Source organism: Geobacter sp. OR-1, assembly GCF_000813145.1.
Taxonomy (GTDB): Bacteria; Desulfobacterota; Desulfuromonadia; order Geobacterales; family DSM-12255; genus Geoanaerobacter.
The window spans coordinates 245,612-268,339 of record NZ_BAZF01000003.1 but is presented as its reverse complement, the minus strand read 5'-3'; the positions used below and the strand labels follow the sequence as shown (position 1 = coordinate 268,339).

The window sequence follows — 22,728 nt, the reverse complement described above, 5'->3', positions numbered from 1 at the left end:
AATGGTAGAGATCACAGTCCATGAACAGGCCTGTCGCGGCTGCGAAATCTGTGTGGACGTTTGCCCGACAAAGGTCTTCGAATTGGATTCGCAACAGCGGCTTTGCACCGTGAAGCATGCCGAAGACTGTATCGCCTGCCTGAGCTGCGCCTACCTCTGCCCCTCGGGAGCGCTGAGTCACAGCAACTATCACTCGGTCAGGAACTTTTACCGCGACCTGAAGTTTTGCGCCAAAATGGAGAAATTCCTATGAGCAGCGAAGCCGTGGCAATCGCAACCCTGGACGACCATAAAAAGGCGTTCAACGAGGTGGCCTTTCTCCTCGACATCTTCACCACCACGATCGACAATATCATGGGTGGGGCCACAGCTCCGGTCGGCCGGATAGCAGGACGGGAGATGGCCAGGAAACTGCCGGTGTATCTCCAGAACCCGTCACTCGAAGAGACCATCACCCTCCTTGCCGCCAGAATGAAATCAGGCTTCGACTTCTCCCTGGAAAAGCCGGAGCAGGGAGAAGAGCTGCTGTTTAAACGGTGCGTGCTCAGAGACGCGTGCGCTCTAAGGGGAATGCCGATGGGCGGGGCCACCTGCAGGCTCTTCCATTCGTACCTCGATGGAATAATGAACGAACTCGTCAGCCGCCCGGTAAAGTCGGAAATCGTCTCGTGCGGCGCAGAGTGCCGGACCAGGATCAAGACCCAATGACCCCTGCCCCGAAATCCGGCATCCTCGTGGTCTGCATCGGCAATGAACTGATCGCCGATGATGCCGTGGGGTACGAGATCTGGCACCTGCTGCAGGAGATCCCGCTGCCTGAGACGGTCAGGCTTGAATACGCAGGTGTAGGCGGAGTGGCGCTGCTCGACCGCCTTACCGGTAACGAGCGGTTGCTGATTGTCGTCGATGCCGTGCAGTTCAATGCCCCGGCCGGCACCATCCACCGCTTGAACTGGGATGACCTGCCGGCATGCCCCACCGGCGCAATATCGGCGCACGGAATCGGGCTGAGAGAAACCGTAGAGATAGGTAAACTCCTTTACCCCGAAAAGCTGCCGCAGGAGATCGTGCTTTACGGAATTGAGGGACGGTGCTTCAACATGACCAGGGAGGCGATGACCCCGGAGACCGAGGCTGTCCTGGGCGAAACGGCAGACCGCATAAAAAACGAGATCATGAGATTCAGCCAGGGGATTATGACATGAAGAAGGCCAATAGACCGGAACCTGCTCAGACTCATTCAGATTCAGCCCTCCACGATGAACTCAGCCGGCTTGCCGCGGCGATGATGGAGGGCCGCCTTGACGAGAGGGGCGACCCGTCAACCCATGCCGGAGCCGACGCCGAACTGATCGCCCTGGTCAACAGGATGTTGGACACCCTGGTCGCGCCGCTGCACCTTGCTGCCGGAGCAATCGACGAAATTGCCCACGGCCGCATCCCCCCATTCGTCATCGACGACTACAAGGGGGAGTTCAACAACATCAAGCTTAACCTGAACACGCTGCTGGCGACTTTATACGGCCTCAACAACGAGACCAGAAACCTGATCGGCGGCATCGAACAAGGAAAGCTGCGCACCCGGGGCAACGACTGGGATTACGAGGGGATCTGGCATGATCTCATCTCCGGCGTGAACAGGACCCTGGACGGGATCATCAATCCGGTGCACGAGGCGAGCGCGGTACTGGAAAGACTGGCCGGCTACGAATTGGGCGCCAGGATGAAAGGCAAGTATCGCGGCGAACATGCCGTAATTAAAAAGGCGATGAATGCAACGGCTGAATCGCTGCATTCGGCCATAGCCCAGGTTGCCGAATCGGTCGGAACCGTTACCGATGTCGGTAACAGGATCACCCAGATCAGCCATATCGTCTCTGAAGGAGCCGCGGAGCAGAAAAACCAGTTGTCCGAAACCTCCAAGAACCTGGCTCAGATCTCCGAAAGCTCGATCAAGAGTGCCCAGAATACGAACGATGCCCGCCAGAATTCCCAGCTTGCAGCGGAATCGATCGCAACCGCAAAAGAAGAGATGGAACGGATGCTCGACACCATGGGCGAAATCCGCGCTTCTTCCGACAACACCGCAGCCATCGTCCAGGAGATCGATGCCATTGCCAAGGAAACGGAAACTCTGTCCACCAGCGCGGCGGAAAAGGCAACCCGCGTCCGGTCATCGGCCGGGGGATTCGGCGTTGTGGCCAATGAAATCCGGAACCTCTCTGTGCGGTGTGAAAATGCGGTGAAACAGCTGGAAGATTTCCGCGGCGGGATCAGGTTCGACAACGGTTCGGGAGACCGGCAGGAGATGGAAAAACTGCAGAACGAATTTCAGTATCTAATTGACGATCTCAACAACATCGCGATGCTGTCGAACCTGCTTGGGGTCAATGCCGCCATCGAAGCGGCCCATGTCGAGGGCGCCGGTAACGATTTCGAGGGCCTTACGGAAGAGATCCGCCAACTGGCCAAGCGGTCGACCGATGCGTCAAAGCGTACCGATCTTTTCATCAGGAATTCGGTGGAGCTTTCGCACCGGGGAGAGTCACTGGCAAAGGAGATCGACGACCTCCTCGTCGGAGCGGTCCAGGGCGCCCATACCATCGGCACCCTCACCGACGAAATATCCATGGCCAGCCAGGAGCAGGCCAGTGGCCTGGATATGATATCCCGTGCCGTAAGCCAGATCAATGACGTTACCCATAAAAACGCCGAAGGCGCCTTCGAGTCGGCGGAAGCAGCCAGAAATCTTGAATCCGAGGTAAACAAGCTGGCAAGGATGGTGAGCAAATTCAGGCTCAGCGATGTGACGATCGCGGCAAATGCATGACCGGCCGCGCCGGGGATCGCGAGAACTATGGCCGTTCAGGCAGTATCGGTGCGAGGCGGTAGATCCTCAACCTCCAGATCCAGTACCCTGAGCTCTTCTCCGGAAAGTTGGCTGATCCGGTATCCTGCACAGCCTGGGCAGGGGTCGAACAGGGAGCCCCGCGGAAACTCCATGCCGCAATCAAGGCATTGGCCGATCCCCGGAATCCTGACTATATCCAGCCTGGCCCCTTCCAGAACCGTCCCGGCTGCGCAGGCGGCAAAACAGAACTCCACCGCTTCGGGCACAACCCCGGAAAGTTCACCGATCTCCATGGTAACGGCCAATACCCGTCTGCCGGCGGCATTTTCCCGGCAAATTTCAACGACGCTCTGCGTTATCGACATTTCGTGCATAACAAACGGGACTCTAACAGAATATCCCTGAACCGGGAAGGATTCTTTGCCGCGCTCCTCCTTGTTTAGGCTCAGCTGCTGGTGTATACTGCCGCAGTTGCATAACCAAATTAGTTTCCATCCGGAAACTCCGGATGAGAAACTATTGGTTTACGGATCGGAAAGGAGGGATTTTTTGTCTTGGCAAGGAAATCAAAGGATTGCGCGGAGGCGTACTACTGTACGTCGCACAAGCGATCCTGCAGATTGACACAGCCAGGGCGAAAAAGAACCCTTTCCGGACGGAAACTAATTAAAGAGACGCTATCGTGAAACTTAACACCAAACTCGTCCTGATCATGCTTACCCTGCTGGTAATCGCCCTGTTGACACTCTTTGTCATGAACCAGTACAGCCAGCACAAGCTTGTCGAAGAGATCCAGGACAGCTCCAGCGCCATTTCCGAAGTGCTGCAGAAAAGCGTTGAAGACCTGACTTCGGAAAGCGATGCCGAGGCGACGAAACTGTCCGAGTATGTGGAAGAGGCAAAGAAAAAAGGGATCGACGAGATCAACATCATCGACAACGAGGGTGAGATCATCGACTCATCCAATCCCGAAAAGATCGGCAAGCAGCGCGATCTGAAAAAACTGCAGAAAGGTTTCAAAGCCATTCCGGGCGCCAAGGGATCAAAAGGGGTCGCAGGCACGATTGTAAAACCGTACAAGCTGGTGGTTCCGGTGATCATCGGCGACGAGCAGCTGGGATTCGTTGAGATAAACCTGCTGCTGGACAATATTCAGGAAATCCAGCACGAAAATTTCATCCGCCGCCTGGTAGCCACCTTTCTGGTCTTCGTTCTCGGCACAGCAATCATCATCTTCCTGGCGCGGAGATACACGGACCCGATCCACCGCCTGGCCGCAGGGGTCAAGAAGGTATCAGCCGGAGACCTCAGCGTCATTTTTCCGGTTGAAAGCGGCGACGAAATAGGCGAACTGGCAGTCAACTTCAACGAGATGGTCGAGAAACTGCGCGAGCGCGAATCTCTTGAAAAAAGACTCTACGAAGCAGAGCACTTGTCACGGGTCGGACAGCTGGCATCAGGGATTGCCCACGAGATCAGAAACCCGCTCAATTACATCAGCCTGGCCACAGATCACCTCAAAAACGAGGTGAATGTTGCCTGCGAGGGCTCACGCCCCGATCTTGCCGACCTCCTGGATAAGATCAAGGAAGAGGTTCGGCGGGCCAATTATATGGTGTTGAATTTCATGAATTACGGCCGGCCATTGAAAATCCGGCCAACCGAAGTATCATATTCAGAGCTTGTCAGCAGAGCGCTCCCGGTATTGGCCGACAAACTGGACGATCAGCGGATACGGATAATTGCCGACATTGCCCGGGATCTGCCGCCAATGTGGGTTGATCCGGAACTGATGCGCAACTGCCTGTTCAACTTTATCACCAATGCTTCCCAGGCGATGCCGGACGGCGGCGCCATCACCCTCGGCGCCCGGTTCGATCAGGACAAGAACCTGTTCGTTCTCACGTTTGCCGACCAGGGAACCGGCATTGCTCCGGAAGAACTGGACAAAATATTCCAACCTTACTTTACGACCAAGGAGGCCGGAATCGGTCTCGGGCTTGCCATAACTGAGCGAATTATCCGGGAACATGGCGGGAATATTGCCGTGGCAAGCGAACCAGGCACAGGCACCGTATTCACAGTGACCCTCCCCGGCAAAGGGGAGCGGCCGCGACCGGCATAGCAGCAGTTAGAATCTGGAGCAGAAATGACAGGCAGCATTCTTATTGTCGATGATGAAAAAAGCCAGCGCGATATTCTTGAGGCGATCCTTAACCGTGAAGGGTATAAAACCTTGTCGGTGCCGGGAGGACGGGAGGCGTTGGCGCAACTCGAAGAGAACGAGTATGACCTGATCCTTACCGATCTAAAGATGCAGGGGATCTCCGGCATGGAACTCCTGGCAACGGTCCTGTTCCATAACCCGGAGCAGTCGGTGATCATGATGACTGCGCACGGCAGCGTGGATTCGGCTGTGGAGGCAATGGCCAAAGGGGCGTTCTCCTACCTGGAAAAACCGCTCGACCGGGACAAGCTGCTGATAACCATCTCCAAGGCCTTTGACCAGATAAACCTGCAGCACGAAAACAAGATCCTGCACAAGAAACTTCAGGACACCATCACCCTGCCGCAGATAATCGGCGACCATCCGAAGATCAAAGAGGTTTACCGGATCGTCAACAAGATTGCGCCGACCGCATCCACTGTGCTGATTTATGGGGAATCGGGCACCGGCAAGGAGTTGGTAGCCAGGGCCATACACGAACTTTCCCCCCGCAAAAACGCCCCGTTTCTCGCCATAAACTGTGCCGCCATCCCCGACAACCTGATCGAAAGCGAACTGTTCGGCCATGAAAAAGGTTCGTTCACCGGGGCTATCGCTCGCGAAACCGGCATTTTCGAGGCCGCTACCGGAGGCACGGTCTTTCTCGACGAAATCGGCGAGATGAATGTTTCCATGCAGGCCAAACTGCTGCGGGCGATCCAGGAGCGGGAGATCCGCCGGGTTGGGGGAAAGGTCAACCTGCCGATCGACGTCAGGATCATCTCCGCTACCAACAAGGACCTCGAAACTGAAATCAAGCGGGGAGGGTTCAGGGAAGACCTATATTACCGTCTCAACGTAATCAGGATCAGCCTCCCTTCACTCAGGGAGCGGGGCAATGACATCGTGGCGCTGGCCGATTTCTTTGTCAGGAAATACAATGCCGCTTCGGGCTTGGCAGTAAAGGGAATAGCAAAGCCGGCATTGAAACAGCTGATGAACTACACCTGGCCGGGCAATGTCCGGCAACTGGAGTCTGTTATCGAGCGCGGTGTCCTGATGGCGGAAGGGGACATGATCCAGCCGGAGGATCTGCCGACAGAAGTTACCCAGAGCAGTACACCGGCCGGAGCGATCCGGTTCGACCTTCCTCCCGAAGGGGTTTCCCTGGAAAAGCTCGAACGTGAACTTATTATCAAGGCCATGGACCGGGCCGGGTGGGTAATCGCAAAAGCCGCCCCGCTTCTGGACATGAGCTACAAGACCTTGCAGTACCGGCTGGAGAAATTCGGGATAGAAAAGCCTTAAGCTTATTGCTGAGCGGTTCTCTCCCATTTTATTTCACATCAACTCAAGGAGCCCCTATGGAGTTCAATACCATGCTGCACCGATTTACGGTCATACCGTCTCTTGCCCCCGAACTTTCCAGGCTGCAAAGGATTGCCAAGAACCTCTGGTGGACCTGGGAGCCAGAAGCACGGGAGCTCTTCAAGCGGATTGACCTGGAATTATGGCATGCGGTCCGTCACAACCCCATCGAGATGCTCGGCACCCTCCAGCAGGCAACCCTGGACAGCCTGGCCGCGGACGAGGGGTTCATGTCCACGCTCGAACAGGTGGACGAAAAACTGCAGTCATACCTTTCAGGGGCCACCTGGTTTGAAAAAATGCACGGCAAGGACCATCAGCTCACCATTGCCTATTTTTCCATGGAGTTCGGTTTCCATGAATCGTTACCGATCTACTCGGGAGGGTTGGGGATACTCTCCGGCGACCACCTGAAATCTGCGAGCGATCTCGGCATCCCCCTGGTGGGGGTCGGTCTGCTCTACCGCCAGGGGTATTTCCGGCAGTACCTGAACATAGAAGGCTGGCAGCAGGAGTACTACCCGGAAAACGATTTCTACAACCTCCCCCTGCATCTGGAGCGCGACGAAAACCGGGTGCCGCTGAGCGTTGAAGTCGATCTCCCCGGACGCAAGTTGAAGGCCCATATCTGGCGGGTTCAGGTCGGCAGGGTGCCGCTCTACCTCCTTGACACCAACCTGGAGGAAAACTCTCCCGAGGACCGCGAGATTACGGCCCAGCTCTACGGCGGAGATCACGAGATGCGGATCCGCCAGGAGATCCTGCTCGGCATAGGGGGAATCCGCGCGCTCAGGATGCTCGGCATTATCCCGAACGTCTGCCACATGAACGAAGGGCATTCGGCCTTCCTCGGACTGGAGCGGATCAGGTTGATGATGGCGAAATACAAGGTCTCCTTCAACGAGGCGCTGGAAGCGGTGCGGGCCGGTACGGTCTTTACCACGCACACCCCGGTGGAGGCGGGAATCGATCATTTCCACCCCAACCTGCTGGAAAAATACCTGGGGAAATATTACCGGAGCATCGGCATGTCCAAGGATGAATTCCTGGGGCTTGGGCGGCAAAATCCGATGAACCACCATGAATCGTTCTGCATGGCGGTACTCGCGCTGAAGCTGGCAGCGCATTCCAATGGGGTCAGTGAGCTGCACGGCGAGGTCTCAAGGCAGATGTGGAAAAACCTCTGGCCCGAACTCCCCGAGGAGCACCTGCCGCTCTCGTCCATCACCAACGGGGTTCACGCCAAGACCTGGCTCTCATACGATATGGCCGGTATCCTGACCAGATATCTCGGCACCCGCTGGCTTGAGGAACCGACCAATCATGCCGTGTGGCGCCGGATGTCGCGCATCCCCGATGCCGAGCTCTGGAGAATCCACGAGCGCTGCCGGGAGCGACTGGTCGGCTTTGCCCGCGAGCGGCTGAAAGCCCAGCTGGCCCAAGTGGGCGCCACTCCGAAAGAGATCGAAGCGGCCGACGAGGTCCTCGATCCCGAGACACTGACCATCGGCTTTGCCCGTCGTTTCGCAACATACAAAAGAGGCACCCTGCTCCTCCGGGATCCCGAACGGCTGGCGCGGATACTCAACAACAGCGAACGGCCGGTGCAGATAATCTTTGCCGGCAAGGCGCATCCGCACGACACCGAAGGCAAGGAACTCATCCGCCAGATCGTCCAGTTCTCCAAGCAGGAGCCGTTCCGGCACAAGATCGTGTTCATCGAGGATTACGACATGTCGGTTGCCCGCCACCTGGTCCAGGGTGTCGATGTCTGGCTCAATACGCCGCGCCGGCCGCTCGAAGCCAGCGGTACCAGCGGCATGAAGGTCGCCTTCAACGGCGGCCTGAACATGAGCATCCTCGACGGCTGGTGGTGCGAGGGCTATCAGGGGAACAACGGCTGGGGCATCGGCAAGGGCGAGGTATACAGCGACATCGAGTTCCAGAACGAGGTGGAAGGGCGCGCCATCTACGACCTGCTGGAAAAGGAGGTCGTGCCGCTGTTCTATGACCGCGGGAACGACAGCATGCCGCGCGGCTGGATCTCATGGATGAAAAACTCCATGATGTCTCTCTGCCCGTTCTTCAGCACCGACCGGATGCTGCAGGAATACACCGATCGATTCTACACCCACTCCTACGCCCACTGGAAACAGCTGGCCGAAAGCGATCTCAGACTGGCAATCGATCTTTCCAAATGGAAAGCGCGGCTCAAATCAATCTGGCACAAAGTAAGGATCGATGGCGTTGAATCCAATGGTACCGATGAGGTGGCCAGCGGCTCGAAAATCGCGGCTTCGGCCCGGGTCTTTCTCGGCGACCTTTCTTTGCAGGAGGTTTCCGTCCATGCCTACTTCGGCGTCCTCGATTCCAGGGGGAATATTATCGGCGGAGAATTGGTGCCGCTCTCAGACTCCGAAGAGCTGGGCGGAGGGAACTACAGGTTCCAGGGAGAGCTGGAGTGCCGGTTCTGCGGCCGGCACGGCTTTCTCGTCAGAGTCATGCCCAGCCACCCCGAACTGGGTCAGATATACGAGCCGGGTCTCCTCCGCTGGGGATGACGCTGTTCCGGGTTGTGAAATTTTTCGTAGTAGGTTATCTTGTGGGGCCGAAAATATCGGCCCCATTCCATTTTATTAGTTGACGCCTGATGAAATTTTTCAGACTGACAATCGCCCTGCTGTCGCTGACCGCATCCGCATGCACTTCAATAGTTCCCAAGGAGCAGCTCCCCTTCCCGCTTACCAATAGCGATTCCCCGCAGCAGGTAAAGGTCGTCAGCATCCCGCTGCCGGTCATTGCTTCCAGCCCGAATGAAGGGATAACCGGCGGCGCCCTGACCGCTTTCCTGATCCATAACGCCAAAGACGAGATCAATACCCTGGTAGCGCCGCAAGTCAACTACAACGAGAACTTCGGGGTCACGACCTCTCTCTATGGCGCATTCTACCCGACTCCTACCAGGAACTGGGAAGCCAATCTCTCGCAGTCCACCAATATCAACAACGATTACGAACTGCGGATCACGGACAAGAGTTTCCTTGATGGCAAACTGGAACTCAATGCCTTCGGGTTCCATCTGACCGACGGCTCATCCCGCTTTTTCGGCTTCCAATCCGACAGCAGCAAGGACAACGAAACCAACTATGCCAACAGGGAAACCGGTTTCACCTTTTCCGCCTCCTACAACTTCTGGCGGCATGTCAGCTTTTTTGCCGGGGAGCGGTTAAGGGTCGTCACTATCCACAAGGGGGCGGTAAAGGGTGTGCCGTTCTTGCTGGATGTCTTCAATCCTGCTGAGGTTCCGGGGAGCGACGGCTTTACTGCCCATGCGCAGAGATTCGGGCTCAGCTACAGTACCCTGGACAGCATGATCGCCCCGACGTTTGGCGGGTACGCCCGGGTTTCGGTGGAGATAAGCGCGGAAAATCTCGGCAGCAGCGCCAACTACCAGCATTACGAAGCAGAGGCGAAAGGATTCCTGCCTCTGGACGGCACCCGTTACATCACGGCCTTTCGCGTGGCATACAACCAGACTCTCGGCAACGCGGTGCCGTTCCTGGAACGGAGTATCCTCGGGGGAGAATCGACCCTGCGCGGCTACGGCCGCAACCGGTTCATCGACTCCAGCTATTTCCTGTGCAATCTTGAGGAGAGAATCCGTCTGTTCCGGTGGGAAATCTTCGACGTCACTGCGGACTGGGAGCTGGCGCCGTTTGTTGATCTCGGCGCTGTTATCGAAAAGCTGGACAAGGCCAATTCCCGCAACTTCGAATTCAACCCCGGGGTCGGTTTTCGGGCGGTGGTCCGGCCGAATATCGTCGGACGGGTGGATCTGGGGTTTGGGAAGGATGGGCCAGCGGTATTCGTCGGCCTCGGCCACCCCTTCTAGCAGAGAAACGCGGATTTTCCGCAATCTCTGCGTTGCTCTTCGTCGCTGAACGCTCAACGTACCTTCCGGTACGCCTCGCGCCCAGCTCCTCGTGCGCCTTGACCTTGCGAAAACTTCGCGTTCCGTTTTTATCTGCGAGTACTGCTCCGCCGGCGCCTACATCTAGGCATTTTTGAGCGCAATCGTCCCCTCGTGTCCGGGTCCTTGTGCGTCCTTTCGAAAACATCACGTTCCAGTCAATGACGCAACAATAAGCTTCCCTGTCGGGTGCCGCGGCGCTCGAATTCCCGGTCTATGGCATTGAGCAGATCGAACTTGGCTGTTCCCCATTTGGGGGCAACCAGATTGAGGCCGCCGTCACCGACAAGCCGCATGACCAGCACCCGCGGGTCAAGCCGCTCCAGGAAGTCGCAGACCAGCCCAATATACTCGTCCCGCTCCATCAGCTTAATCTCACCTCGCTGGCAGCGCTCCTCCAGCTCGGTACCTTTCATGACATGTAAATGGTGCAGCTTGATGCCGCCTATCCCGAGCCCATTAACAAGCGCCGCGGTCTGCAGCATCTCTTCGCGCGTCTCCCCCGGAAGACCGAAAATCAGATGGGCGCAAACATTGATTCCTCTTCCCACACAGCGCTCTGCCGCTTCAGTAAAACAAGCGCTGTCGTGACCACGGTTGATCTCGGTCAGGATCCGGTCTGAAGACGACTGCAGCCCCAGCTCCAGCCAGAGGTAGGTTTCCCGGGAATATTCCGTCAGCAGGTCGAGTACGTCGCCGGGGAGGCAATCGGGACGGGTGCCGATGATCAATCCGGCAACATCGGGAACTGCCAGAGCCTCATCGTAAAGGTTGCGCAGATGCGCCGCCGGCGCATAGGTGTTGGAATAGGGCTGAAAATAGGCCAGGAATTTCCGGGCGCCGTATTTTCTGACCATCACCCCTTTGCCGTGCTCCAGCTGCGCCGACACGGAAATGCCCCGGACAATCCCCTTAGCCCCGGAACCGTTGCCACCGCAGAAGATGCAGCCTCCCGAGCCAATACTGCCGTCGCGGTTCGGACAGGTAAGCCCGGCATCGACCGATATCCGCTGCACCCGGCAGCCGAAAACCCGGCGCAGTTCGGCGGAGAAGGTATTGTATCGCTTTTCGGTCATGGCGTTACAATAGCCCAGGCTGAACGCGATGACAACCCCTTCGCGCCCCGGGCACTATTCAGTCTTGTCATTGTCGGGGAAGGTTCTTCCGGAAGGTCATGGCTTATGCGAAATGCGGCTCCGGCTCAGGTTCCAAACTCAACAGTGAATCCCTGAGATTCTCAGCCAGATTTTTGGGACGCATGCTGCTCGCCCGGTTCCGGCCGGTCTGCTTGGCCCGGTACATCTCCCGGTCGGCAATGGCGACCACATCACTCCAAGTGCTGCAGTTTTCACCCTTGACCGGAAACGATACAATGCCGCAGCTGAGCGTGACAATGCCGTAAGGGCTCTGGCTGTGTGGTATTGCCACCCCCCTGACCGCATTCAGGACCCGGTCGATCAGGATTTCCGCGCCGTCGAGTTCGGTCTCCGGCAGGAGCAGCAGCACCTCTTCACCTCCATAGCGGTAGACCCGGTCCGAAGCGCGGATACGGCCGGCAATGGTGCCGGCTACAGTCTTCAGGGCGTAATCTCCGGCAAGATGGCCGTAGGTGTCGTTGTAATTCTTGAAAAAATCGAAATCAAAAAGGGCCACGCTGTATGGGCGGCCGTATCGTGCCGCCTGGGCATGGGAGTGGTCCAGATCCACTTCCATCGCCCGCCGATTGCCGATTCCCATCAACGCATCCACAAAAGAGAGCGCCTTGAGCTTGTCGTTGGCTTCCACCAGCTCACGAGTCCGGGAAGTTATCGACTGCTCGATGATCTCGCGCTGCTTTTCAAAGGTGTGAAAATGGGCCTGAGCCAGATCGACGAGCGTGACAATCCCTTTGATCTTACCATCCGAGTCGACAACCGGAAGGTGGCGAAATTTCCGTGCCGTCGTAATAACAAGGGCGTCAAACAACGACGTATTTTCCGTTATGGTAACAACCGGCCGGGACATGATCCCCGAGACCCGAATCGCGGCAAACACCTCTCGTGCCCCCTTGCTTGCCAGCAGGCGGATAAAATCGAACTCGGTCACGATCCCCACCGGGATGTCGTTCTCAGTGACCACCACGCACGAGCAGCGGTTGTCCCGCATCAAGGTGGTGACATCCTGAAGAGTTGCATCCAAAGATGTGCTAACTACCGTTTCCGACATGATACTGTCGACGAATATGTCTTGCATTTTCGCTCTCCAGACTGCACATGTGCTAATTTACAACGTCACAGATTACAGAAATCTTCGGACCGGAAAGGGGGAGTGGGGCGGCGAATGCGTATCGGGCAGGGCAAGCAAAAGCAATCGCGTCTGCTGGTTGAACTCTTATCGGAGAGCAAAATCAAAGCTTTAACCGATTTTCACAACAATCGCATTAGCCACTGTTAACCAGTCCAAAACTGCTTTGCTGCTTCATGTTCCGGTGTTCCGGTCCGGCAAAACTTATTACCGCTCAATTCTCGCTTGCCTGCACCAGCGGACTCGATTATTCTCCAGGCCATGATCCCGAATGAACCGATACCCGGCCGCAGGATTGCGCTGGCAGTGCTACTGGCCGTCAACCTGCTGAACTACATCGACCGGCAGGTGTTGTACGCGGTATTCCCGCTGGTGAAGAGCGACCTGCACCTGTCCGACACCTCCCTCGGCCTTCTGGGGAGCGCCTTCATGCTGTCGTACATGATTGCGGCACCGTTGTTCGGCTGGCTCGGCGACCGGAATAACCGGGTCCACCTTGCGGCAGGTGGGCTTGTTGCCTGGAGCCTTGCGACCGCAGGGGGCGGCATTGCCCGGAGTTATGCCGCGCTACTGACCGCGCGGAGCGCTGTGGGGATCGGCGAGGCGAGCTTCGGCACGGTATCGCCGGGGCTGATCTCGGATTATTTCCCCCAGGAGCGCCGTGGCCGGGCACTGGCATACTTCTATCTGGCGATCCCGGTGGGAAGCGCGCTTGGATACCTGTTCGGCGGCATCGTGGGACAGCGCTACGGCTGGCAGAACGCCTTTCTCCTGGCTGGCCTGCCTGGCCTGCTGCTGGCAATCCCCCTCTGGCGGCTCAAGGACCCGGTTCGCGGCAAAACCAGAGACGGCTCACCACTCACAGCCGGCATTTACCGCGAGTTCCTGCGCAACCGCTCCTTTATCACCGCAACGCTGGCCATGGCCGCCATGACCTTTGCCCTCGGCGGCCTGGCCCAATGGGCACCCTCTTTTCTCCACCGGATGCACGGACTTGATGTAGCAAAAGGCAACACGATCTTCGGCGGGTTAACTGTGGTATCCGGCATTGTCGGGACACTTACCGGCGGCTGGCTGGGAGACCGGGCACAGGCACGGTCGGCCAGCGGCTATCTACTGGTTTCCGGCTGGGGCTTTGTGCTCGGCACCCCTGTCCTGGCCCTGGCCATCGCCTCCTTTAATCTGCCAACCTGCCTGGCGGCAATCTTCGTGGCCGAAACACTGCTGTTTCTGAACACCGGACCGCTGAACACGGTCATAGTGAATGTCTCGCCACCCGCATCCCGCGCCATGGCCTTTGCCATAAACATCTTTGCTATCCATGCCCTGGGCGACGCTGTTTCCCCGGCCATTATCGGTGTGCTCTCAGACAACTTCGGCCTCCGGAACGCCATGCTGATCACTCCGAGCGCTATTGCCGCAGCAGCCTTTTTCTGTTTTCTCTGTTGCCGCTGGATCGCCGGAGACGCCGCCCGCGCCGAAAAACCGGACAAGTGAACCCCTGCATTTGCACAACTGCTCCCGCCGGATATACTCATCTGAGAAACTCATTCGGGAGGGGGCCATGAACCACGCCGAGTTAAAGGAAAGCATTACCAGGAACAGGAAGCCCGGGCATTGTATCGTGAAATGGTGGGGAGAAGATGAGGCGCTGGTTGACTATGAACTGCTCGATCGCTTCCTGGCCAATATCGATTCGCTTGACGGCCTGAAAGGGGTTGAACTGATTGACATGGAAGGGATCTGGAAGGTTCTGAAGGAACTGGACCCCGACCCGCTGAGCCGAGAGCAATCGGGCGAAGGGGAGATTATCCGCTGGACATGGAAAGACCAGAGCGGCAAAGAGCATGTGACCAGTTTTCCATTCACTCCGGAAGGGGTAATGGACCTGATGGAGAGCGAATTTTTCGACTAAATCAGGCCGGTGCCGGCTACAACTCCCTTACCACCCTGAAGCCGAGATAAACATACCTGTCGGTCGGCTTGCCACGGCCGCGGGCCGATGACCTGACATAGCGCGGCTTGCTGCCGAATGATCCGCCGCGCTCGACGCGGCGCTGATCGTCACCCGCTTCCCAGGCGGTCCCGTCTGCAGGCGCTCCTTCGTAACTTTCGTGCCACCGGTCCTGGCACCACTCCCAGACATTACCGGCAGTATCGAACAAACCGAACCGGTTCGCCGGAAACGTCCCTACCGGAGCGGTTTTCTTGCCATCAAATTTGCTGCCGCACCCCTTGCAGTTGGCCCGGTTCTCACCGACATTGAACCCCCACCAGTAACGGTCTTCGCTCCCCGACTTGGCGGCATATTCCCACTCGGCCTCGCTCGGCAGGCGATAAGTCCGGCCGGTCTGTTCGGAAAGCCAGCGCGTATACGCTACGGCATCATCCCACGTTACATTGATTGCCGGCCGTCTCTCTCTCCCCCAGTTTGAGAACGGAAACCACCGGCGCCCATCCTTCGGCTTCTCACGTCCGGTTGCAGCGCAGAAGAGGTCGTACTCGGCAAAGGTCACCTCGTACCGGCCTATGGCAAACGGCCTGGCAATGGTAATCAGGTGCACCGGCTTTTCGTCGCTGTCGCCTCCGCCATGAACGGCTCCCATCCGGAAGCTGCCGGCAGGGATGACCAGCAATTCGGGGCCGTTGTTCCCCTGCTTCAGCCGGTCCCGAAAAAGAACGCCGGGTTTTTCCGCGGCCATGGCCGCAAGAGGGAGGAGCGCTATTAAAAATGTGAGGAAAATACGGTTGGTCCTGCGCATAATTCACTAACCCTCAACATAATAAAGGGGAGGCGGTTATCGCGCCTCCCCTTGTGCAATCTCTCCGCCATGCCGTCGACTCAGGGGCCTCTCAGCGAGTTCCCTTAAAAGTGGGCTCCTTTGTGCCGCTTCAGGCAATTCCCGCAAGGGGCAGCACACCGCGACCGCAAAAGTATCCCGTGATATGAGCATTCCGCCTGGGCTTTATAAGTCTAACGAACATGACAGAGAGAGCGTTAATCTGGACTCATTCTACTCGCCGTACCGCGGAAAAATCAAGATGCTTTTTCACCCCAGCCAAGGAAAGCGGTAAGCTTGGTAATTTCGTCCATCAGCCGGTCGAATCCGGCAAAGGTCAAAGATTGCGGGCCGTCGGAAAGCGCCTTTTCCGGCTCAGGATGCACCTCGACTAGTACGCCGTGCGCTCCTCCGACCAGAGCAGCCTTCGACATCGGCGGCACCAGGCTCCGCTTGCCGGTGGCATGCGAAGGGTCAACCATTATCGGCAGATGCGACAGCTCCTTTATCAACGGAACGATCGCCAGATCGAGCGTATTGCGGGTGGCGGTTTCAAAAGTCCGGATCCCCCGTTCGCAGAGGATTACGTTGTGATTCCCCTCGGCGAGTATGTATTCGGCTGCTGCCAGAAATTCTTCCACCGTCGCGCTCATCCCCCGCTTGAGCAGCACCGGCTTGCGGATCTTACCGAGTTCACGAAGAAGATCGAAATTCTGCATGTTACGGGCGCCGACTTGAAGCAGATCGGCATGCTCGGCCACCAGCCCCACATTATCAGGGCTCATCACCTCGGTAACGATAGGGAGGCCGACTGCCTTGCCGGCCTTTTCCAGCAGCAGCAATCCCTCTTCCCGCATCCCCTGAAAGGTGTGCGGCCCGGTCCTCGGTTTGAAGGCGCCGCCGCGCAGCAGCATGGCCCCCGCCTTTTTCACCGCCCGGGCAGTCTTCATGATCTGCTCCTCGCTCTCGACCGCGCAAGGTCCGGCTGCGACGACCGGAGGGCGCCCCTCCCCGATCTCGACACTGCCGACCTTGACGATGGTGTTTCGGGGGTGGAAGTCGCGCGAGACCAGTTTGTAAGGTTTTGAGACGTGGATTACCTCCTGCACGCCGGGAAGATTGCGGATGGTGGTGTCATCGACATACCCCTTGTTCCCCAGCACCCCGATGGCGGTCCGCTCACTACCCGGAATGGGGGCAGCGGTCAGCCCCAACGCCTTGATCGCCTCTTTGACGGCTTCGATCTGCTTTTCTCCAGCCTTGTGGTTCATAACAATAAGCATATTGATCCTCCTGACAAGTCCGGAAAACAGCCGGCAGAATCGGAATCCGGATAAACTTACAGTTTCTGGCACGAATTCACGGGGAACCCGGTATGCCTGCTGCACGCAGGCGGCAACACCGCAGATCGGCCCGCAATAGTTTTGCGAAACAGCCCAACAATAACAGGGGCAATCGTGACGGTCAATCCCTTTACACTTTTATTTTGCTTCGCACATGATACAATTATTCGATATTTTTCGGCAGGATGATCCAATGGACTCAGTTGAACTGAAACGATTACTTGAAGGGGTGGCAACGGGAAGCATCTCGGTGGAGAATACCCTGGAGAGACTGAAGCACCTCCCCTTTGAAGATCTCGGGTTTGCCAATGTAGACCATCACCGGAAGCTGCGGCAAGGGCATCCCGAGGTGATCTTCGGCCAGGGGAAGAGCATCGGCCAGATCGAAAAGATCATGATCGCCCTCCTCGACAAAGGAAACAATGTCCTTGTCACCAGGCTTTCGGAAGAAAAGGGAGTGAAGTTGTGCGCCCACTTCCCCGATGCCTGCCACCACAAGGATGCCGGGTGCATTACCGTCGAACGGCAGCCGGTCGAGATAATCGGGCGCGGCACGATCCTGGTGATATCAGCCGGGACTTCAGATATCCCGGTGGCCGCGGAGGCCGTTGTCACGGCAAAGATAATGGGGAACCGGGTGGAACAGCTGTTCGATGTGGGAGTGGCTGGAATTCACCGCCTTCTTGCGCGCAGAGAACTGCTGCAGACCGCCACGGTTCTGGTGGTAGTGGCCGGGATGGAAGGGGCTCTCCCGTCAGTGGTCGGCGGACTGGTTGACCGGCCGGTGATTGCGGTTCCAACTTCGGTCGGTTACGGCGCCTCCTTCGGCGGCATAGCAGCCCTCCTGGGAATGCTGAACTCGTGCGCGTCAGGGGTTACGGTAGTGAATATCGACAACGGGTTCGGTGCCGGCTATGCCGCATCCCTGATCAACAAGGCATCATGAAAACTCTATTCCTCGACTGTGCTGCCGGCATATCGGGAGACATGACCATCGGCGCGCTGCTGGACCTGGGCGTACCGATGGAGGTTTTGCAGACAGGGCTTGCGCAACTGTCCCTCCCTCCGGGTTCATTCCGCATTTCAGCGGCAAAAACGACCCGGCTCGGCATCGCAGCGACCCATTTCATGGTTGAGGCCCCGGAGCAGCACCACCACCGCTGTTACAGCGACATCAAAGAGCTGATCTCCGTCAGCGGGCTGAATGAAACGGTCCGGTCGCTGTCCCAAAAGATATTTCTCAGAGTGGCCGAAGCTGAAGCCGCGGTACACGGGGTTTCGCTTGACAAGGTCCATTTCCACGAAGTCGGTGCTGTCGATTCAATCGTCGACATTGTCGGCACTGCCATCGGACTCGATTACCTGGGGATGGCAACAATCGCCAGCTCCCCCCTGCCGTTCGGTTCGGGCTGGGTAGAGACGGCCCACGGCCGGCTGCCGGTACCGGCACCGGCTACGGCGGAACTGTTCAAAGGGCTGCGGGTTACGCCGGACAATGTGCCGGGAGAATGGGTGACCCCGACCGGTGCGGCAATTATTGCGGCGCTCTCGACTGCCCAAGGTCCGGCGCCGGAAATGACCATCACGGCTATCGGCTACGGAGCGGGAACGAAAGAGTGCCAACAGCGGCCAAACCTGCTGCGCGCCTTTCTGGGAGATGTGTCGCCACGGGAGAGTATCCTGGTCATGGAAACCCACCTGGATGATATCAACCCGGAAATCATGGGGTTCCTCATGGACCGCCTGTTCGAGGCCGGGGCACTGGATGTGGCATTCTCCCCTCTGCAGATGAAAAAAAACCGCCCCGGATTCAGGCTGACGGTCATAACGGACAAAGCGCACCTCGACGGCCTGGCAAACCTGGTGTTCACCGAATCCACTGCCATCGGCACCCGCTATTATCCGGTCGAAAGAAGGGTGCTCGAACGTAATACGGCGTCGCTTGACACCGCTCTCGGTCCGGTGAATGTCAAAAAAGTCCGGCTGCCCGACGGCAGTTTCCGGACCTATCCGGAATTCGAGGAATGCCGGCGGCTGGCAATCGAACTGGGGATGCCGCTTCCGGATGTTTATCGTTTGATCGAGAAAACTGCTGCGGAAGAGCCATGAATACCGCACCCCTGAAGAATCCCGCCCTGTCCGCATCTTCCGGCGACAGCGGCGAATCCATACAGGCCCTGGCATCGCTGTTGAAGAACAGGGGGTTGACGATCTCGGTTGCCGAATCCTGCACTGGCGGACTGCTGGCCTCGATGCTGACCGAACTGGCCGGGAGTTCGGCATATTTCGTTGCCGGAGTTGTGGCTTATGCCAATCCGGCCAAAACCGCTTTCCTAGGGGTGCCCCCTGACCTCATCGAACGCAACGGCGCGGTGAGCGCTGAAGTTGCCGCAGCCATGGCAGAGGGGATTCTCCGCAAGACCGGCAGCGACCTGGCACTCTCGATAACTGGCATTGCGGGCCCGGACGGCGGCACCACAGAAAAACCGGTCGGAACCGTCTACCTGGGACTCGCTGACTGCAACGGCTCCAGTGCCAAGCTCCTGCAACTTTCCGGCAGCAGGAATAATATCCGCATCCTCTCAGCCACAAGCGCAATGGAATGGGCAATACACCACCTCGCCACCGCCCCCAACAAGTTGAAAAGGTAGCATATGAGCCCCAAGAAAATGGATCAGCTCTCGCAACTCCTTTGCATCGGGATCGGTCTCCTTTGCGGACTGCTGCTGTCAGCCAAATTCAGCACCTGGAAGGCGGCGGAGTATCTTTCCTGGCCAACGCTCATGTTGATTACGGTGTTCCTCCTGGTCCACCAGATCATGCTGAGAAAAGGCCGGGCCGCCCTTGAAAAGAAGGAAGCGGACGCTCTGGAGCGGCTGGTTGACATGAAACGGGAAGTGGACAAGACGGCCCGTCGCTATAAGTGCCTGCTGGAAGGGGCAGGCAATGCGGTATTCGTCTTCAATGCCAGGACCAATCAGCTGCAGGAGGTTAACAGGAAAGGGACCGAGCTATTCGGCTACAGCAAGGATGAGATGCTCACTCTTGCCGGGAAAGACCTGACACCCGCTGCCGAACGGCGGCGCTTCAGCGACCTGGCCAGGCGGGTCAAACGCCGCGGCCGGGGCCGGGTCGATTCCCTGACATTCCGGGGAAAGGACAACGAGGAGTTCCTGGGCGAAGTCGAGGCGAGGCTCATAGACCTGGATGACGAAGAGGTGGTCCATGTTACGGTGCGCGACATCACCTACCGGAGCCGGGTGGAAAAGGAGATCAAGCAGCGCAACCGGGAACTGTCGATACTCAACAGCATTATCGCCAAGGCCAACCAGAGCCTGCAGATGGACAAGGTCCTGGAGGTGATTCTGACCGAGACAATGGAAGCGTTCGGGGCCGAGGCCGGGATGATGCACCTGCTGGACGGGTCCACCAACAAGATGCCGCTGGCGATCCAGCGGAATCTTTCCGAAGATATGGTTCTGCTGATCGGGCAATGCGTCTGCCCGGCACATGAACGGCACTGCTGCTATTCCCTCCCTTCGGCTCAACAAAAGCCATGTCAGGTCGTGCAGGCTGCCGGAGACCACAGCTGGAAGGCATTGGCCGGTGTCCCGCTATTTGCCAACCAGAAGGCGGTCGGCATTCTGCACATCTTTTCCGAAACGCCCCGCTCCTGCAGCCAGGAGGATATCCGTTTCCTGCACACCGTTGGCAACCAGATCGGTATGGTGATCGAGCATGCCCGAGTGTTTGCGGAACTCACCTGGAAAACCGAAGAACTGCTCCGCTCTTACACCCTGCTGGAAAAGAACAGCCACCAGCTGGCGCTCTCCCAGAAGCGGCTCAAGATGAACCTTGCCCTCGTCGAACGGGCCAACAAGGATCTGGAACGGCTGGACCGGATGAAGACCCATTTCCTCGGGATCGTCTCGCACGAATTCAAGACCCCTTTGACGAGCATCATTGGCGGAACCCAGTTCCTGCAGGCAAGCAGCGCCTCGCGATCACCCGAAGAGCAGCGGCTCATATCGATCATCAACGAAGGCGGGACCAGGCTCAACGATATAGTGACCAACCTCCTTAAGGTGGCCCGTCTTGAATCCAAGAGCTTTGCCATTTCCAGGGCGCCGATCGATCTGCAGGAACTCCTGACCGGTATGAACGAGCATTTTGTGCCGGTATTGGAAGAGCGCAGCCAAAGACTCGTTATCGGCCATATTGAAACCATTCCGTCCTTCTTTGCCGACCGGGAATACCTGGAGGAGGTATTTTCCCAATTGCTCGAAAACGCCATCAAGTTTTCCTCCGACGGAGGCGAGATCTTCATCTCCGCCCACATAATCGACAGATCTTTTCTGGAGTCAAAGCGGGAGACCCTCTCGCTCTTCAATCCCGGCTTTCTCGATACTGCCGGCACCGCAAGCTTTATTCTCGTCGAGATCAGGGACAGCGGCATCGGTATCAACAAAGATGACCACCTGCACATTTTCGACAAATTCTACGGCGCCGGCGACATCCGCCATCATTCGAGCGGCAGGACCAAATTCCAGGGCAAAGGACCGGGCTTGGGCCTTTCCATAGTAAAAGGGATGATCGAGGCGCATGGCGGGATGGTATGGGTGGAAAGCCCCCGTCAGGACCCGGACAAGTCGCCGGGCAGCTCTTTCTTCGTGCTTCTCCCGACCGAGGAGGCGGAGTTGCAGCCGGCGCTCCCGTTCCTGCAGGGGAATCAGGATGCCGAGCAAACCGAGGAGGCAAATCCGCCCCTGTTGAACTGACAGACGGAGCTCTCCCCAAAGAGGAGTTGAAAATCCGGGCTATTATATGCTATCACCCTCACTGTTGCCTTAATTTACTGTTGTTAAGACCATGATATCGGAGATTCATCCATGAGCGATCGGGAAAAGGCCATTGAGCTTGCATTGACACAGATTGAAAAGCAGTTCGGCAAGGGCGCCATCATGCGCCTCGGCAATGAAGAGGCGCTGCCCGACGTCGCCGCCATATCCACCGGGGCACTCTCCCTGGATATGGCCCTGGGGGTGGGAGGCGTCCCCCGCGGCCGCGTGGTGGAGGTGTTCGGGCCAGAGTCATCGGGCAAAACGACCCTGGCACTGCATATTGTTGCCGAGGCCCAGAAGCTGGGGGGCATTGCGGCATTTGTCGATGCCGAACACGCCCTGGACATCGGTTATGCCCGCAAACTCGGGGTAAAAACCGACGACCTGCTGGTCTCGCAGCCGGACACCGGCGAGCAGGCCCTGGAAATAGCCGAAATGCTGGTTCGTAGCGGCGCCATCGACGTGCTGGTTATCGACTCCGTTGCCGCCCTGGTCCCAAAAGCCGAAATCGAAGGCGAAATGGGAGATTCCCACATGGGTCTCCAGGCGCGACTCATGTCCCAGGCGCTGCGCAAGCTGACCGGGATTATCAGCAAATCCAACTGCTGTGTCATCTTCATCAACCAGATCCGGATGAAGATCGGCGTGATGTTCGGCAACCCGGAAACAACAACAGGCGGAAATGCCCTCAAGTTCTACGCCTCGGTAAGAATGGATATCAGGAAGATCGCCTCGCTCAAGAAGGGGGACGAAGTAATCGGCTCGCGCACCAGGGTCAAGGTGGTAAAGAACAAGGTGGCGCCGCCGTTCAAAGAGGTCGAATTCGACATCCTGTACGGCGAAGGGATCTCCAGGGAGGGTGATGTGCTCGACCTGGCGGTTGATCGCAACATCGTGGAAAAAAGCGGGGCCTGGTATTCATACGGCAAAGAGCGGATCGGACAGGGCCGCGAAAACGCCAGGGTTTTCCTTAAAGATCGTCCGGAAACCCTGGCCGAAATAGAGGCAAAACTGAGGGAAGAAGCAGCACGCTGACAGTTCGCGGTTCCGCATTCGCCGGATCAAGGCATTTGCCACAGGAGACCC

20 protein-coding genes and 1 other RNA gene are annotated in these 22,728 nt (G+C 57.6%); 15 read left to right on the top strand and 6 right to left on the bottom strand.

The genetic code is table 11. The features are described from left to right. Position 1: 1 nt before the first annotated feature. Genes OR1_RS04840 through OR1_RS04825 form a run of 4 tightly spaced genes read left to right on the top strand, consistent with a single transcriptional unit; the run spans position 2 to position 2,830 of the window. A complete protein-coding gene (locus OR1_RS04840; RefSeq protein WP_041970359.1) occupies positions 2 to 253 on the top strand; it encodes a ferredoxin family protein in 252 nt (83 codons plus the stop codon). Beyond that, positions 250 to 708, top strand: coding sequence for a hypothetical protein (locus OR1_RS04835; protein WP_041970358.1), 459 nt, complete (start codon positions 250 to 252; stop codon positions 706 to 708). The genes OR1_RS04840 and OR1_RS04835 overlap by 4 nt, the downstream gene beginning before the upstream one ends. Beyond that, on the top strand, positions 705 to 1,205 hold the full coding sequence (locus OR1_RS04830; protein ID WP_041970356.1) for a hydrogenase maturation protease: 501 nt from the start codon (positions 705 to 707) through the stop codon (positions 1,203 to 1,205). Before OR1_RS04835 ends, OR1_RS04830 begins: the two co-directional genes overlap by 4 nt. After that, the gene (locus OR1_RS04825) at positions 1,202 to 2,830 is read left to right on the top strand and encodes a methyl-accepting chemotaxis protein (RefSeq protein ID WP_041970355.1); all 1,629 of its coding nucleotides are present in this window, start codon (positions 1,202 to 1,204) and stop codon (positions 2,828 to 2,830) included. The genes OR1_RS04830 and OR1_RS04825 overlap by 4 nt, the downstream gene beginning before the upstream one ends. A gap of 35 nt (positions 2,831 to 2,865) precedes the next feature. Here OR1_RS04825 and OR1_RS04820 read toward each other — a convergent pair whose 3' ends face one another. Beyond that, positions 2,866 to 3,225 (bottom strand): hydrogenase maturation nickel metallochaperone HypA, encoded by a 360-nt coding sequence (locus OR1_RS04820; protein WP_041970353.1) that lies wholly within the window; start codon positions 3,223 to 3,225, stop codon positions 2,866 to 2,868. Between the two features lie 308 nt (positions 3,226 to 3,533). On the opposite strand from OR1_RS04820, the gene OR1_RS04815 reads away from it, so the two are divergent. The 4 genes from OR1_RS04815 (at position 3,534) to OR1_RS04800 (ending at position 10,317) form a co-directional block, all read left to right on the top strand. Then, positions 3,534 to 4,976 (top strand): ATP-binding protein, encoded by a 1,443-nt coding sequence (locus OR1_RS04815; RefSeq protein WP_041970352.1) that lies wholly within the window; start codon positions 3,534 to 3,536, stop codon positions 4,974 to 4,976. Positions 4,977 to 5,000: 24 nt separating this feature from the next. Beyond that, positions 5,001 to 6,365, top strand: a complete 1,365-nt coding sequence (locus OR1_RS04810; RefSeq protein ID WP_041970351.1) for a sigma-54 dependent transcriptional regulator — start codon at positions 5,001 to 5,003, stop codon at positions 6,363 to 6,365. A gap of 56 nt (positions 6,366 to 6,421) precedes the next feature. After that, positions 6,422 to 8,986: a glycosyltransferase family 1 protein gene (locus tag OR1_RS04805; protein ID WP_041970348.1), complete on the top strand. Its 2,565-nt coding sequence runs from the start codon at positions 6,422 to 6,424 to the stop codon at positions 8,984 to 8,986. An 89-nt stretch (positions 8,987 to 9,075) separates the two neighbouring features. Further along, positions 9,076 to 10,317, top strand: a complete 1,242-nt coding sequence (locus OR1_RS04800; RefSeq protein WP_041970347.1) for a BamA/TamA family outer membrane protein — start codon at positions 9,076 to 9,078, stop codon at positions 10,315 to 10,317. Between the two features lie 236 nt (positions 10,318 to 10,553). Here the strand turns inward: OR1_RS04800 and OR1_RS04795 are convergent, their stop codons facing one another. Beyond that, positions 10,554 to 11,471, bottom strand: coding sequence for a TIGR01212 family radical SAM protein (locus OR1_RS04795; protein ID WP_041970345.1), 918 nt, complete (start codon positions 11,469 to 11,471; stop codon positions 10,554 to 10,556). Positions 11,472 to 11,574: 103 nt separating this feature from the next. Next, positions 11,575 to 12,627, bottom strand: a complete 1,053-nt coding sequence (locus tag OR1_RS20595) for a GGDEF domain-containing protein (protein ID WP_052440259.1) — start codon at positions 12,625 to 12,627, stop codon at positions 11,575 to 11,577. Between the two features lie 312 nt (positions 12,628 to 12,939). Here OR1_RS20595 and OR1_RS04785 point away from each other — a divergent pair, with 312 nt between their 5' ends. Both OR1_RS04785 and OR1_RS04780 read left to right on the top strand, forming a co-directional pair. Continuing rightward, a complete protein-coding gene (locus OR1_RS04785) occupies positions 12,940 to 14,175 on the top strand; it encodes an MFS transporter (protein WP_041970344.1) in 1,236 nt (411 codons plus the stop codon). A 67-nt stretch (positions 14,176 to 14,242) separates the two neighbouring features. Beyond that, on the top strand, positions 14,243 to 14,593 hold the full coding sequence (locus tag OR1_RS04780; RefSeq protein ID WP_041970343.1) for a hypothetical protein: 351 nt from the start codon (positions 14,243 to 14,245) through the stop codon (positions 14,591 to 14,593). Between the two features lie 16 nt (positions 14,594 to 14,609). Here OR1_RS04780 and OR1_RS04775 read toward each other — a convergent pair whose 3' ends face one another. From OR1_RS04775 to aroF, 3 genes are all read right to left on the bottom strand, one after another. Next, positions 14,610 to 15,440: a formylglycine-generating enzyme family protein gene (locus OR1_RS04775; protein ID WP_041970341.1), complete on the bottom strand. Its 831-nt coding sequence runs from the start codon at positions 15,438 to 15,440 to the stop codon at positions 14,610 to 14,612. A 57-nt stretch (positions 15,441 to 15,497) separates the two neighbouring features. After that, positions 15,498 to 15,674: non-coding RNA, 6S RNA (gene ssrS, locus OR1_RS21390), on the bottom strand. Positions 15,675 to 15,715: 41 nt separating this feature from the next. Continuing rightward, entirely contained in the window at positions 15,716 to 16,741 is a 1,026-nt protein-coding gene (aroF, locus tag OR1_RS04770) for a 3-deoxy-7-phosphoheptulonate synthase (RefSeq protein ID WP_041970339.1), read from the bottom strand. 253 nt (positions 16,742 to 16,994) lie between these two features. Between aroF and larB the strand changes: the two genes are divergently transcribed. From larB to recA, 5 genes are all read left to right on the top strand, one after another. Beyond that, the gene (larB, locus tag OR1_RS04765) at positions 16,995 to 17,747 is read left to right on the top strand and encodes a nickel pincer cofactor biosynthesis protein LarB (protein ID WP_041970337.1); all 753 of its coding nucleotides are present in this window, start codon (positions 16,995 to 16,997) and stop codon (positions 17,745 to 17,747) included. After that, a complete protein-coding gene (gene larC / locus OR1_RS04760; RefSeq protein WP_041970335.1) occupies positions 17,744 to 18,910 on the top strand; it encodes a nickel pincer cofactor biosynthesis protein LarC in 1,167 nt (388 codons plus the stop codon). Before larB ends, larC begins: the two co-directional genes overlap by 4 nt. Next, a complete protein-coding gene (locus OR1_RS04755) occupies positions 18,907 to 19,452 on the top strand; it encodes a nicotinamide-nucleotide amidohydrolase family protein (RefSeq protein ID WP_041970333.1) in 546 nt (181 codons plus the stop codon). The genes larC and OR1_RS04755 overlap by 4 nt, the downstream gene beginning before the upstream one ends. Positions 19,453 to 19,455: 3 nt before the next feature. Continuing rightward, positions 19,456 to 21,579, top strand: coding sequence for an ATP-binding protein (locus tag OR1_RS04750; RefSeq protein WP_041970331.1), 2,124 nt, complete (start codon positions 19,456 to 19,458; stop codon positions 21,577 to 21,579). Positions 21,580 to 21,690: 111 nt separating this feature from the next. Continuing rightward, on the top strand, positions 21,691 to 22,677 hold the full coding sequence (gene recA, locus OR1_RS04745; protein WP_041970330.1) for a recombinase RecA: 987 nt from the start codon (positions 21,691 to 21,693) through the stop codon (positions 22,675 to 22,677). Positions 22,678 to 22,728: the final 51 nt, after the last annotated feature.

What these genes read in the sequence shown, in the direction of transcription:
- OR1_RS04840 (WP_041970359.1), top strand. Translation starts at nt 2, where the DNA reads ATGGTAGAGATCACAGTCCATGAACAGGCCTGTCGCGGCTGCGAAATC.
- OR1_RS04835 (WP_041970358.1), top strand. Translation starts at nt 250, where the DNA reads ATGAGCAGCGAAGCCGTGGCAATCGCAACCCTGGACGACCATAAAAAG.
- OR1_RS04830 (WP_041970356.1), top strand. Translation starts at nt 705, where the DNA reads ATGACCCCTGCCCCGAAATCCGGCATCCTCGTGGTCTGCATCGGCAAT.
- OR1_RS04825 (WP_041970355.1), top strand. Translation starts at nt 1,202, where the DNA reads ATGAAGAAGGCCAATAGACCGGAACCTGCTCAGACTCATTCAGATTCA.
- OR1_RS04820 (WP_041970353.1), bottom strand. Translation starts at nt 3,225, where the DNA reads ATGCACGAAATGTCGATAACGCAGAGCGTCGTTGAAATTTGCCGGGAA.
- OR1_RS04810 (WP_041970351.1), top strand. Translation starts at nt 5,001, where the DNA reads ATGACAGGCAGCATTCTTATTGTCGATGATGAAAAAAGCCAGCGCGAT.
- OR1_RS04805 (WP_041970348.1), top strand. Translation starts at nt 6,422, where the DNA reads ATGGAGTTCAATACCATGCTGCACCGATTTACGGTCATACCGTCTCTT.
- OR1_RS04800 (WP_041970347.1), top strand. Translation starts at nt 9,076, where the DNA reads ATGAAATTTTTCAGACTGACAATCGCCCTGCTGTCGCTGACCGCATCC.
- OR1_RS04795 (WP_041970345.1), bottom strand. Translation starts at nt 11,471, where the DNA reads ATGACCGAAAAGCGATACAATACCTTCTCCGCCGAACTGCGCCGGGTT.
- OR1_RS20595 (WP_052440259.1), bottom strand. Translation starts at nt 12,627, where the DNA reads ATGCAAGACATATTCGTCGACAGTATCATGTCGGAAACGGTAGTTAGC.
- OR1_RS04785 (WP_041970344.1), top strand. Translation starts at nt 12,940, where the DNA reads ATGATCCCGAATGAACCGATACCCGGCCGCAGGATTGCGCTGGCAGTG.
- OR1_RS04780 (WP_041970343.1), top strand. Translation starts at nt 14,243, where the DNA reads ATGAACCACGCCGAGTTAAAGGAAAGCATTACCAGGAACAGGAAGCCC.
- OR1_RS04775 (WP_041970341.1), bottom strand. Translation starts at nt 15,440, where the DNA reads ATGCGCAGGACCAACCGTATTTTCCTCACATTTTTAATAGCGCTCCTC.
- aroF (WP_041970339.1), bottom strand. Translation starts at nt 16,741, where the DNA reads ATGCTTATTGTTATGAACCACAAGGCTGGAGAAAAGCAGATCGAAGCC.
- larB (WP_041970337.1), top strand. Translation starts at nt 16,995, where the DNA reads ATGGACTCAGTTGAACTGAAACGATTACTTGAAGGGGTGGCAACGGGA.
- larC (WP_041970335.1), top strand. Translation starts at nt 17,744, where the DNA reads ATGAAAACTCTATTCCTCGACTGTGCTGCCGGCATATCGGGAGACATG.
- OR1_RS04755 (WP_041970333.1), top strand. Translation starts at nt 18,907, where the DNA reads ATGAATACCGCACCCCTGAAGAATCCCGCCCTGTCCGCATCTTCCGGC.
- OR1_RS04750 (WP_041970331.1), top strand. Translation starts at nt 19,456, where the DNA reads ATGAGCCCCAAGAAAATGGATCAGCTCTCGCAACTCCTTTGCATCGGG.
- recA (WP_041970330.1), top strand. Translation starts at nt 21,691, where the DNA reads ATGAGCGATCGGGAAAAGGCCATTGAGCTTGCATTGACACAGATTGAA.